Annotated in this window: 9 protein-coding genes and 1 pseudogene; 5 read left to right on the top strand and 5 right to left on the bottom strand. The window is 62.5% G+C overall.

The window, feature by feature from the left end:
• Nucleotides 1-1204, top strand: a 1204-nt coding sequence (locus EOA49_RS25845; protein ID WP_127243428.1) for an NCS1 family nucleobase:cation symporter-1, incomplete at its 5' end; no start/stop codon positions are given.
• Between the two features lie 947 nt (nucleotides 1205-2151).
• Nucleotides 2152-3405, top strand: a complete 1254-nt coding sequence (locus EOA49_RS25840; RefSeq protein ID WP_127241037.1) for a serine hydrolase domain-containing protein — start codon at nucleotides 2152-2154, stop codon at nucleotides 3403-3405.
• 571 nt (nucleotides 3406-3976) lie between these two features.
• Here EOA49_RS25840 and EOA49_RS25835 read toward each other — a convergent pair.
• The 5 genes from EOA49_RS25835 to tpiA all read right to left on the bottom strand — a co-directional run bounded on the left by EOA49_RS25835 (nucleotide 3977) and on the right by tpiA (nucleotide 9214).
• On the bottom strand, nucleotides 3977-4516 hold the full coding sequence (locus EOA49_RS25835; protein WP_095825379.1) for a DUF1697 domain-containing protein: 540 nt from the start codon (nucleotides 4514-4516) through the stop codon (nucleotides 3977-3979).
• A gap of 17 nt (nucleotides 4517-4533) precedes the next feature.
• Entirely contained in the window at nucleotides 4534-6171 is a 1638-nt protein-coding gene (locus tag EOA49_RS25830; protein ID WP_082953678.1) for a CTP synthase, read from the bottom strand.
• Between the two features lie 251 nt (nucleotides 6172-6422).
• Nucleotides 6423-7547, bottom strand: coding sequence for a L,D-transpeptidase (locus EOA49_RS25825; protein ID WP_095800751.1), 1125 nt, complete (start codon nucleotides 7545-7547; stop codon nucleotides 6423-6425).
• Nucleotides 7548-7760: 213 nt separating this feature from the next.
• Nucleotides 7761-8285 (bottom strand): preprotein translocase subunit SecG, encoded by a 525-nt coding sequence (gene secG / locus EOA49_RS25820; protein ID WP_095800752.1) that lies wholly within the window; start codon nucleotides 8283-8285, stop codon nucleotides 7761-7763.
• A gap of 161 nt (nucleotides 8286-8446) precedes the next feature.
• Complete coding sequence (gene tpiA / locus EOA49_RS25815) at nucleotides 8447-9214, bottom strand: triose-phosphate isomerase (RefSeq protein WP_095800873.1); 768 nt, start codon at nucleotides 9212-9214, stop codon at nucleotides 8447-8449.
• A 144-nt stretch (nucleotides 9215-9358) separates the two neighbouring features.
• Here tpiA and EOA49_RS25810 point away from each other — a divergent pair, with 144 nt between their 5' ends.
• From EOA49_RS25810 to EOA49_RS25800, 3 genes and pseudogenes are all read left to right on the top strand, one after another.
• The gene (locus EOA49_RS25810) at nucleotides 9359-11251 is read left to right on the top strand and encodes a peptidyl-prolyl cis-trans isomerase (protein WP_127241813.1); all 1893 of its coding nucleotides are present in this window, start codon (nucleotides 9359-9361) and stop codon (nucleotides 11249-11251) included.
• Complete coding sequence (gene trpD, locus EOA49_RS25805) at nucleotides 11248-12258, top strand: anthranilate phosphoribosyltransferase (protein ID WP_127241814.1); 1011 nt, start codon at nucleotides 11248-11250, stop codon at nucleotides 12256-12258. The genes EOA49_RS25810 and trpD overlap by 4 nt, the downstream gene beginning before the upstream one ends.
• 4 nt (nucleotides 12259-12262) lie before the next feature.
• Nucleotides 12263-12472, top strand: a pseudogene (locus EOA49_RS25800) (indole-3-glycerol-phosphate synthase TrpC); the annotation flags it as partial.

Raw genomic sequence — 12472 nt, 5'->3', positions numbered from 1 at the left:
TCCCTACCCCGTGCTTGCGCGCGCCTCCTTCGGCATCTGGGGTGCCAACATTCCGGCGCTGGTGCGCGCCGTCGTCGCCTGCTTCTGGTATGGCGCCCAGACGGCCGCCGCGTCGGGCGCAATCGTCGCGCTGCTGACGCGGCTGCAGTGGTTCGACGAATTCAACCGGACCTCGCATCTGCTCGGCCATTCCACCCTGGAGGTGATCTGCTTCGTCGTCATATGGGCGCTGCAGCTTTTGATCATCCAGAAGGGTATGGAAACGGTGCGGCGCTTCCAGGACTGGGCCGGACCCGCCGTTTGGGTGATGATGCTGATCCTGGCGATCTATCTCTGCGTCAAGTCGGGCACCTTCGCCTTCACCAGCGATATTCCGATGGACGTGCTGCTCGACAAGACCAAGGATGCCGGCGTGCCAGGCGAGCCGGGTTCGTGGACCGCGCTGTTCGCGGTGGCGGCAATCTGGGTAACCTACTTTTCGGCGCTCTACCTCAACTTCTGCGACTTCGCCCGCTACGCGCCCAACAACGCGGCGCTGCGCAAGGGCAACATCTGGGGCCTGCCGGTCAACCTGATCCTGTTCTCGCTGGTCGCCGGCGTCACCACGATCGCCGCCTACGACGTCTATCACGAGGTGCTGCTCCACCCCGACCAGATCTCGGCCAAATTCGACAGCTGGTTCCTGGCGGCGCTTGCCGCGCTGACCTTCGCGGTGGCGACCCTGGGCATCAACGTCGTGGCGAACTTCGTCTCGCCGGCCTTCGACTTCTCCAACGTCTTCCCGCGTCAGATCGACTTCAAGAAGGGCGGCTATATCGCGGCGCTGATCGCGCTGGTGCTCTATCCGTTTGCGCCGTGGGAAGGCAGCGCTGCCTCCTTCGTCAACATCATCGGCGCGACGATGGGGCCGATCTTCGGCGTGATGATGGTCGACTATTATCTGATCCGTAAGGGCGAGGTCGACGTCAACGCGCTCTACCGCGAAGATGGCGAGTTTCGCTTCCAGGGCGGCTGGCACGTCAACGCCTTCATCGCCGCCGGCATCGGCGCGATCTTCTCCTCGATCCTGCCCAACTTCACCAACTGGCTGCCGTCCTGGTGGGGCGTCTATGGCTGGTTCTTCGGGGTCGCGATCGCGGGCGCCGTCTACTATGTGCTGCGCACAATGGCGCTCGGCGCCGGCGCACGCATGGCCAAGGCTTAACACAGTCGGGGCGGCGAAAGCCGCCCCATTTGCTTCGTCTCACTTGCCTACCATTTCGGGCCAGCCAATGCGGGCGTCTTTGCGCTCGAAAAAGTTGCGTCAGGGCAGTTCGACCTCGGGCTCAATGATGTAATGGTAGGATCCATTTCTTCAGGAGAGACAGCGACCACGTCCTTGCCTGTTGAGTCTATATAGCTGTCCGTAACAGCAAAGCCCGCCAGAAGCTGGTCGTCCGTGAAAGGATATCAGGAACCGAATTCGTGGGAATAAGACGCGATAGCCAACCTTGCCAAATCCGCGTTGTCATATAGATCGACCTCGTAGTCCCCAGTGCGGGCCAAACAGTCCATCAACATCGGAAGAGTAAAACCCTTTGTCCTCGAGCACGCATTGAAGGAGCGCGACCCTGCGACCAGGAACCTGGCTTTTGGTCAGTTGAAACACCGGATCCTGCGATCCGCCCGCTGCCCGCCGAACACCGGCAAAGGCGACGAGAAACGGCAGGGTTGAGCTTGCGAGCACGTGCCTTCGCGTCACCGGAAAGGTGGAAGTCTCCGATACTTTCGGAAGATTCCCGCTTTTCGCTTCGGACCAATATTTTCGAAGTCGAACATCGCCATTCTCCAAGCCGCGGAGCACCATTTGCTGGCACTAACGCCGGCCAGGCGAGTTCTGCCAAAGCGCTCCACGCCCAGCGACAAACCTTGGCTCCGGACCTTATCTTATCGTATCTTTGCCTCGGAACGGAGCTTACGCGGAGGGCGCAGGTTGGATAGGCGAGTTCCCGTCCGGGTTGAAAATGTTCGTTTATACGAACTTGCGCTCGCAAATCAACGCCGGCGGTGTGCACTCCCCAAGAGCTCCAAAACGCCCTGCGCCCGACTTTTCGATCCTTGACTGCTCACCATGATGTTCGTTCGACCTTTTTCTAAATGTGGAGAATGGCAATGGAAGAGAATGGGTTTCGTCTGATCGTCCGCTGCATCGGTTCCGTCGCCCTGTTTGCTTTTTCCTCCCAATATGCATTCGCAGCCGATAGCGCGCGATGCGTTGCGAACATCGAAAAAGTGATTGCCGATGGGTCGGTTCCGGCCAAGGCAACGCCGCTGCCCTCGAAGCTCAGCGCGAAGCTTGACGCTGCGGTTCGATCCGCGCTGCCCAAGACGGCGGCACCGGGTGTCATCGTCGGCGTGGTGACACCTTCCGGAATATGGAAGGCGGCGTATGGCAAGGCCGACCCTTCCGCCGGCACACCCATGGCTGTGGGGATGCACACGCGCATCGGTTCAGTTACCAAGACATTCACCGGCACAGCGATCATGCAGCTGGCCGAAGCTGGGAAGCTGTCGCTTGACGACAAGATCCAGAAATACGTACCCGGCATCCCCAATGGCGATCGGATCACGCTCCGCCAGCTCGCCGATATGACCAGCGGCATTGCGAGCTATACCCAAAGTGCAAAATTCCAAGATGTCTTGTTCTCCAAGCCTCAAACGATCTTCACGCCCAAGGAGCTGGTGGCCATCGGTGTGGCTGAATCGCCTCTCTTCGAGCCCGGAGCCTCGTTCAACTATTCGAACACCAACACTATCCTGCTCGGCATGGTCATGGAGCAGGTTACTGGAAAGACCGTCGGCGAGGTTTTCAAGGAGCAGATCTTTGATCCGCTGAAGCTCAAGAACACGTCCTGGCCGGGTGACTCGGTGGATATGCCGGTGCCCTATGCTCAGGGCTTTACCCTGCAGGGGGATTTTGCCAAGCCGGATGCACCAAGCAACGCGACGAACTGGAACCCATCCTGGGGATGGACTGCAGGGGAACTGATTTCCAATATCGACGATTTGCTGGTTTATGCTCGGGCACTGGGCACCGGGAACGGCTTGCTGGGGGCAGCTGCGCAGAAGGAGCGGCTGACCTTCCCGGGCGCGGCCGGCTACGGGATCGGCGTCGGTTGCATCGGCGGCTGGGTGGGCCATACGGGCGAACTGCCAGGCTACAACACGACCTTGTTTTACAAGGCAGGTGCGGACATAACCGCCGTGGTCCAGACCAACAGCGACATTGCTTCCGGCGATTGCAAGGCGGAGCCGACGCTGACCGACGATCCACGCGACACGGTCTGCTCTTCGCCTGCAACGCGTGTATTTGTTGCGGTTTCAGAGGCTCTTGGCCAGCCGTATACGCCGCCCAACCCCCACTGAATGCCCGATAAGAGCCGAGACGGCTCGACAATTTTGCAGCGGCTCACCCGTTGTGAGCCGCTCCGTCTCCTCGTTTGAAGCACGGCGGAACTCTGTGTCGGGCTTTCCCGGCATCGCTCTAATATGAACCGATGAGTTGCAACAGGAATCGCGTGCCGGTATGGCCAGCTCTTGGCTGTCTTGGATCGGTATTGCGATTATCGCCCTTGCATTGAGGTGCTGTCCGAAAGAAGCTTGCCATCCCTACCCCGGCCGAGCCCAGTTCTTCTTCGGTGTAGTCCACGCCCGTGTCGTGCTAGGCGCTTGTAAGCCTGGCTGAGATTTACTTACAAACTCACGATGCCCCCTGACATGTAGACTTCAGCAAATCTTATCAAATCCCCCGTTTTGCCAGCTTCTCGAAACGAGAATCATCTCCAGATTGCGTGAAGGTGTTTCTCAGCGGCCTTTCATCGGAACGGTCGCCTGCCTCAGATTTCGGTGAACGATCGAGGAATCGGATTCGCCCTGCTCCGGCGCGGAGGGTTGAGCCTTGCGTAGTCGGGGCGGCGAAAGCCACCCTTATTTCAACCTATTTGGCGACCATCTCGGACAGTCTGCGCACCGTGTTCCAGTTGCGCGATGTGCCGATCCCCATGCACTTGTGGTTTGCTGCGGCGAGCAGCCGCGAGCTTGGCCGCTCGCGCGAAAAGACGACCCAAATATCGCCGTCGACCGACAGCACCTTCTCGTCCGCGGCGGCATAGGCTGTAAGAGCCGCTGCGGCTTCTTCAGGCGCCGGCCGGCGCATCACCCGCACCGCAACCTGATCGCCGGCTTTTGCCGATTCGTCCGGGAACGGATTGGCGGCAGCAAGCTTCAGCCAGTCTTCTGCGTCGCGCACGATGATATCGACATGGCGGCCGAAAGTCTCTTCGAAGGCCTTTTCCAGCCGCCGTTCGAGACCGGAAACGCTGGCCGTCCGCGCCTCGAAGACCAGATTACCCGTGGCGACCAGCGTGCGGACGTTTTTCAGCCCGATGGCTTCGGCCATCGCCTTGAGGTCCGACATGACAACGCGCCGCCCCTCGCCCAGGATGATGCTGTAGAGCAGCGCGACGTAAGTTCGCATGGTCGCCGGCCGATCGTTTAAACCAGCCGCGACTGCTCCACCGCCGCTTCGATGAAGCTTGCAAACAGCGGGTGCGGTTCGAGCGGGCGGCTCTTCAGTTCCGGGTGGTACTGCACGCCGATGAACCAGGGATGGTCGGGATATTCCACCGTCTCCGGCAGCACCCCGTCTGGCGACATGCCGGCAAAGACCAGGCCACAATCCTCAAGCCGCTGCTTGTAGTCGATGTTCACCTCGTAGCGGTGCCGGTGGCGCTCGGAGATCTGCGTGTCGCCGTAGATCTCGGCGATCTTCGACCCCTTGGCGAGGTCGGCTTGATAAGCGCCGAGGCGCATGGTGCCGCCGAGATCGCCGGTAGCCCTGCGCTTCTCCAGCATGTTGCCCTTCAGCCATTCCGTCATCAGGCCGACCACCGGCTCCTCGGTCGGGCCGAATTCGGTGGAAGAGGCATGCTCGACGCCGGCGAGCGACCGCGCAGCCTCGATGCAGGCCATCTGCATGCCGAAGCAGATGCCGAAGTAAGGCACCTTGCGCTCGCGCGCGAACTTCGCGGCCAGGATCTTGCCCTCGGAGCCGCGCTCGCCGAAACCGCCGGGAACGAGAATGCCGTGCACCTTCTCCAACCACGGCGTCGGGTCTTCCTTCTCGAAGATCTCGCTCTCGATCCAGTCGAGCTTGACCTTGACGCGGTTGGCAAGCCCGCCATGCGACAGCGCCTCGATCAGCGATTTGTAGGCGTCCTTGAGGCCGGTGTATTTGCCGACGACGGCAATCGTCACCTCGCCTTCCGGATTGTGGATGCGGCTGGAGAGCGCCTGCCAGGGCTCCATCCGCGGCTTCGGCGCCGGATCGATGCCGAAGGCGGCGAGCACTTCGGAATCCAGCCCTTCCTTGTGATACGCCATCGGCACGTCGTAGATGTGCGGCACGTCGAGCGCCTGGATGACGGCGCTCTCGCGCACATTGCAGAACAGCGAGAGCTTGCGGCGCTCTTCCTTGGGGATCGGCCGGTCGGCGCGCACCAGAAGGATGTCGGGCGCGATGCCGATGCCGCGCAATTCCTTGACAGAATGCTGCGTCGGCTTGGTCTTCAATTCGCCGGCGGTAGGGATGTACGGCATCAGGGTGAGATGCACATAGACCGCGTTGTTGCGCGGCAGGTCGTTGCCGAGCTGGCGAATCGCCTCTAGGAACGGCATCGCCTCGATGTCGCCGACAGTGCCGCCGATCTCGCACAGCACAAAGTCGTAATCGTCATTGCCTTCAAGGACGAAATGCTTGATCTCGTCGGTGACGTGCGGGATCACCTGCACGGTCGCGCCGAGATAGTCGCCACGCCGCTCGCGCTCGATGATGTTCTTGTAGATGCGGCCGGTGGTGATGTTGTCCTGCTGGTTGGCCGAGCGGCCGGTAAAACGCTCATAATGGCCGAGATCGAGATCGGTCTCGGCGCCGTCGTCGGTCACAAACACTTCGCCATGCTGATACGGCGACATCGTTCCGGGGTCGACATTGAGGTAGGGATCGAGCTTCTTGATCCGCGCCCGATAGCCACGCGCCTGCAGAAGAGCCCCAAGAGCCGCTGCAGCGATGCCTTTTCCGAGTGAGGAAACCACGCCGCCTGTGATGAATACATATCGCGCCATGGGAGTCATCGCTTAACGCGGCCTGATTGATTCCGCCAGAGAAAAAACCGCCGCGAAGGCTTTTTCCCAAAATGGCGCTGGTGTCCGGATGGGCATTTCTCTGAAGCATGCCGCCCAAAACTGTGCAGTGGTTTTGGGAGAATGGCAGGCATCAGAACAGAAACTCGAAAGCGCGGCACCAGCGTCTTTTAACGCGACGCGCTTTGATCAAAGAAAAAGGGCCGGTGGTGCCGGCCCTTTCGGCAGTTTGCTTCAACGCGTTAGATAATAACGACCTTGGTGCCGATCTTGACGCGGCTGTAGAGATCCATGACGTGCTCGTTGATCATGCGGAAGCAGCCGTTGGAAGCGCTGGTTCCGATCGACTGCGGTGCAATGGTGCCGTGGATGCGCAGATGCGTGTCCTTCTTGCCGTCATAGAGGTAGATGGCGCGCGCGCCGAGCGGGTTTTCGCCGCCACCGGGCATGCCGTCCTTGTACTGGCCATAGTGCTTCGGCTCGCGCTTCTGCATGTCGAGCGTCGGGATCCAGCGTGGCCATTCCTGCTTGTCGCCGACGGCCACCGTCCCCTTGAACTGCAGGCCTTCACGGCCGACTGCGATGGCGTAGCGGCGCGCGGTGGAAAACGATTCGACGAGGTAGAGGCGGCGAGCAGTCGTGTCGATGACGATCGTCCCGGGCTCATAGCCGGTGAAGGCGACGTCCTGCGGCACGAACTCCGGCTTCACCTTGAACGGCCTCTTGGCATCCTTCTTGGCGAGCGCCGAATCAAGCGCGCGGGTCTCCGGCAGATAGTTGATCGAGGTCACCGAGGAACCGCCGAACAGGCCGGCGAACAGGCCGCCGCTGCTCGCCCGCTTCTGGCCGGGTTGTTCGCTTCGCAACTCACCGTTGTTGCCGGTGGCCGTGATGTTCATCGCCTCGGCCGGGATCGGCTCCTCGGCCTGGAGCGAGGCGATCGGCGCCACGGGCGTGAGCGGTTCGATGATCTTGACGGTCTTCTTCCCGGGCTTCGCATCAGCCACTTCGGCCGGCGCGGCCGAACCCTTCTTGGAGAGCCATTCCTGACGCGCCGCATCTGCCTTGGCCTTGGCCGCCTCGCGCATCGCCAGCTTGCGGGCTTCGAGCGCCTTTTGCTTGGCCGCTTCCTTGTCGGCAGCGATCTTGGCCTCGAGCTTTTCGATCTGCGCGAGGTCGTCCGGAGTCGGGTTTTTCTTCTTCTTGAGAAGCCTCAGCTGCGATGCGTCGCTCTTGGCGGCGACGGGAATTGCGTCGGTCTTCTCTACCGACGGCGAAGCGGCCAGATTTGCCGGTGAGGCAAAGGCCGCGGAGCCCATGCCGAATACGGCACAGAATCCCAAAAGGATGAAGCTGCGAAGCTGCATGGCGAAGATCCGATTTTCTATGCTAGTTGCCCAACGGCGTCGCCCGGCGCCCCCCAAGGACGCCGAAAAGTGCCGCGCGCAATCTATAATCGATTAGCCAGCGCGCCCTCAAGCTGAGCGACGCGTTACATTTGGTTGAATCTTCGTGATCGAGCGGCATTTGCCGCGACTGTGTTCAAAGAACAACAGATCGCGGCAGCAATGCTTGTCCGGCTACTGGTTCGGAACCTGCGGGGTGACCGGCAAGGTAACGCCGTTCGCGGCCGGCGGCGTGGTCGGATTCGCGGGCGCCGGTGTTGCGGGAGCAGTGGCCGGGGCCGTGGTGGTGCCGCCATTCGACAGCGGCGTCGTGGTTGTCGTTCCGCCCGACGGGGCGGCCGGCGCGGTGCCGCCAGCCGGCGCCGCCGGCGGCGAGCTGCCCACCGGACCGGTGGCGCCCGGCAATTGGTTGAGCACGCCCTTGCCGGCATTGCCCGAGGTCGAAGCCGGTGCCCTGTCGAGGATGTCGATCGGCTTCTCGCCGTAGCGGGCAAGGATGGAGAGCGCGAGCGAGGTCACGAAGAAAGCCGCGGCCAGGATCGCAGTCGCGCGGGTAAGCGCGTTGGCTGCGCCCCGCGCCGTCATGAAACCGGAACCGCCACCAATGCCGAGACCGCCGCCTTCGGAGCGCTGCAGCAGCACCACGCCGACAAGGGCGAGCACGACCATAAGATGAACGACGATCAGTACCGTTTCCATAATTTATCCTGGCGAGGCCTTGCGCGGCCGCGCATACGACCGGTGATTTGGAGGCGGCTCCTTACAATGCTTTGGCGGCATTTCCAAGCCCGTGGCCGGGAATATGGGGAGCAATGCGGCCATTGCAACGATTTGGGCCGCGCCCCTGCCGCCGTCTGCGGCTATGACATGTGCATATAGGCTTCGGCAATGGCGAGGAAGTCGGCCGCCTTCAGGCTTGCGCCGCCGACCAGCGCGCCATCGACATTCTCGACGCCGAGCAGCTCCACAGCATTGGACGGCTTGACCGAACCGCCATAGAGAATGCGCATTCTGGCCGCGGCATCGCCGAGCAGCGCCGTCAGCTTGCCACGGATATGGGCATGCGCCTCGGCGACGTCGGCCGCGGTCGGCGTCAGGCCGGTGCCGATGGCCCAGACCGGCTCGTAGGCGATGATGGTGTTGGCGGCGGTGGCGCTCGCCGGCACCGAACCGTCGAGCTGGCGCGACAGGACATCGAGCGTCGCGCCGGATTCACGCTCGGCGCGCGTCTCGCCGATGCAGATGAGGGCCACCAGCCCTGCCCGCCAGGCGGCCGAAGCCTTGGCGTTGACGATCGCATCATCGTCGCTGCATTGCTCGCGCCGCTCGGAGTGGCCGACGATGACATGGCTTGCGCCGGCATCCTTCAGCATCTCGGCCGAAATCTCACCCGTATAGGCGCCGCTCTCCTTGGGGTGGCAATCCTCGCCGCCGGCGCGAACCGGTGTCCGCGAAAGGATCTCTGCGGCCTGGTGAAGCAAGGTGGCCGGAACGCAGACCAGGGCTTCCGTCTCCGCATCGAGGCCGCTCATGAAGCCGTTGCCGATCATCCTCAACTCGTTGAGCGAGGCCCTGGTGCCGTTCATTTTCCAGTTGCCGGCAACGAGCGGACGGATTCCAGGGGTCATGGCGTCGAGTTCTCCAGGCAACATAAGGCAGCGCCCTCACTACCAAAATCGGGCCACAAAGCAATCGACAGTGGGCCGGAAGGACGCTATTGCGCTTGTTTCAGAGTCGGCGCATGCGAAAATGCGCAAAGATCGGAAGTGGGCATGCTTGGTATTTTGAGAAGCGCGGCGGGCACCTGGGTCGCGAAAGCTTTGCTGTCCTTGCTGGTGGTGAGCTTTGCCGTCTGGGGTATTTCCGGGCGCCTGTCGGGAAGCTTGGCTGGCCATCATTCGGTGATTACCGCCGGCGGCACCACGGTTTCGATCAACGAATACCGCCTCGCCTACGATCGCCAGATCAACCTGCTGTCGCAGCAATATGGCCAGCGCATCACGCATGAACAGGCTAAGCTGCTCGGCCTCGACAACCAGGTCCTGGCGCAGCTCGTCTCCGGCGCCGTTCTCGACGAGCAGGCTCGCAAGCTCGGGCTTGGCCTTTCCAAGGACCGGCTGGCCGAGCTGACGCGCGAGGATCCGGCCTTCAAGGGTCCAGGCGGCCAGTTCGACCGCAGGACCTTCGAATATCTGCTGAGCCAGATCGGCATGCGACCCGAGGACTATCTGAAGAACCGCTCGCAAGTGGCGGTCCGCCAACAGATCGTCGAGGCGATTTCCGACGGCCTCAAGGCGCCGCAGACCTTCCTGAAGGCGGTCGCGCTCTATCGCGGCGAGGACCGCACGATCGACTATCTCGTCCTGCCGAAGACACTCGTCCAGCCGATCGAGGCGCCGTCCGACAGCGCGCTGAAAACCTATTTCGAAGCCAACAAGAAGAACTACGCCGCGCCGGAATACCGCAAATTCTCCTATATCCGGCTTGAGCCGCAGGACATCATGGACCCGACGGCGGTGACCGACAGCCAAGTCGCTGAGGACTACAACAAGAACAAGGCGCGCTATACGACACCCGAAATGCGCACCATCGAACAGCTGGTGTTCAAGACGCCGGACGCGGCCAAGGCGGCATTTGACTCCCTGAAGGCCGGCGCCACCTTCGACAAGATCGTCACCGCAGAGGGCAAGACGCAGGCCGACACCGTGCTCGGCACGCTGGCAAAGGACAAGATCGCCGACAAGGCGGTGGCCGACGCAGCCTTCTCGCTCAACGTCAACGAGGTCAGCCCGGTGGTTCAGGGCGCCTTCGGCCCGGTGCTCTTGCGCGTCACCGAAATCAAGCCGCAGGTGGTGAAGCCGCTTTCGGAAGTGTCCGACCAGATCCGCAAGGATCTTGCGCTCGGCGAGGCAAGCCGCGTCCTGCTCGACGTCCACGACAGCTACGAGGACACCCGCGCTTCCGGTGCCTCGCTTGCCCAGGCGGCCGACAAGCTAAAGCTCAAGGTCGTCACCATCGACGCCATCGACCGTACCGGCCAGCGGCCGGACGGCACGATCGTCAACGACCTGCCGCAATCGGCGGACCTCATCAAGGCCGTCTTCGAGGCCGAGCCGAACACCGAGAATGAAGGCCTGACCACTGCCGCCAACGGCTTCGTTTTCTATGAAGTCCAGTCGATCAGGCCGGCGCGCGACCGCACGCTGGACGAGGTTCGCCAGAAGGTGGTGGCCGACTGGACCGCGGCCGAGACCGACAAGCGGCTCACCGCCAAGGCCGGGGAGTTGGAAAAGCGCCTCAAGGCCGGTGCGACGCTCGACGTGATCGCGGGCGAGTTGAAGCTCGAGAAGCAGACCAAGCGCGGCCTGAAGCGCGAAGCCGACGATGCCGATTTCGGCAAGGAGGGCGCGGCGGCCATGTTCGGCGTCGGCGAAGGCGGCACGGGCCTGATCCCCTCGCCCACCGGCGACGGTCAGATCCTGTTCAAGGTTGCCGAAGTCTTCGAACCTGCCGGCGCCGATGGCAGCTCTGTCCCGGAAGACGCGCAGAAATCTTTCAGCGCCGGCATATCCGACGACCTGCTCGATCAGCTGGTGGCGCAGCTGCAGTCGCAATATGACGTTCGTATCGATCCGGCCGCCGTTTCCCAAGCACAGACACGATGAGCGCGCTTAAGACATACATCGCCAAGGTCGCGACCGGCACCGCGCTCTCCTTCGAGGAAGCGCGCGAGGCCTTCGACATCATCATGTCGGGCGACGCGACGCCGGGGCAGATCGGTGGCTTCCTGATGGCGTTGCGCGTGCGCGGCGAGGCCGTGAGCGAGATCTCCGGCGCGGTCGCCACGATGCGCGCCAAGATGCTCCGCGTCGAAGCCCCGCGCGGCGCCATCGACATCGTCGGCACCGGCGGCGACAATTCGCATTCGGTCAACATTTCGACCGGATCGGCATTCGTCATCGCCGCCGCGGGTGTCCCGGTGGCCAAGCACGGCAATCGCGGCCTGTCCTCGCTGACCGGCGCGGCGGATGTGCTGATGGCGCTAGGCGTCAAAGTCGACATCGCACCGGAGACGATCGGCCGCTGCATCCAGGAAGCCGGCGTCGGCTTCATGTTCGCGCCAACGCATCATCCGGCGATGAAGCATGTCGGTCCTGTCCGGGGCGAGCTCGGCACGCGCACCATCTTCAATCTGCTCGGGCCGCTGTCGAATCCAGCCGGCGTCGGCCGGCAGATGGTTGGCGTCTTCCTGCCCGAATGGATCATGCCGGTGGCTGAGACGCTGAAGGCGCTGGGTACCGATCATGCCTGGATCGTGCACGGCGACGGTTATGACGAGATCACCACCACGGGCGAGACGCAGGTCGCAGAGCTCGCCGGCGGCGAGATCCGCACCTTTACCCTCACTCCGGAAGCGGTCGGACTGAAGCGGCATAACAAGGAAGATCTGCGCGGCGGCGAAGCGGCCTACAATGCCAGGGCATTGCGCGATATGCTGGGCGGCGCTGCCGGCGCTTATCGCGACACTGTGCTGATGAATGCCGGCGCCGGGCTGGTGGTGGCCGGCAAGGCGACCACGCTCGGCGATGGCATCGAGGCAGCAGCGCAGGCCATTGACAGCGGCCGGGCGCTGGCGGTGCTCGACAAGCTCATCGAGATTTCGAACGGTTAGAATTTTGTCCGATATCCTGCGCAAGATCGAAGCCTACAAGCGCGATGAGATCGCCGCCGCAAAGCTCAGCGCGCCGCTTGCCGAGGTCAAGGCGAAGGCCAAGGATGCGGAACCCCCGCGCAGCTTCCTTGCGGCGCTTGAGGCCAAGCGGAAGGCTGGCGGCTTCGCGCTGATTGCGGAGATCAAGAAGGCCAGCCCTTCCAGGGGCTTGATC

The sequence above is a fragment of the Mesorhizobium sp. M1A.F.Ca.IN.020.04.1.1 genome, from assembly GCF_003997315.1.
Classification (GTDB): Bacteria; Pseudomonadota; Alphaproteobacteria; order Rhizobiales; family Rhizobiaceae; genus Mesorhizobium.
Note: the sequence above shows the minus strand (reverse complement) of the source record. Positions and strands in the feature narration are given on the sequence as shown.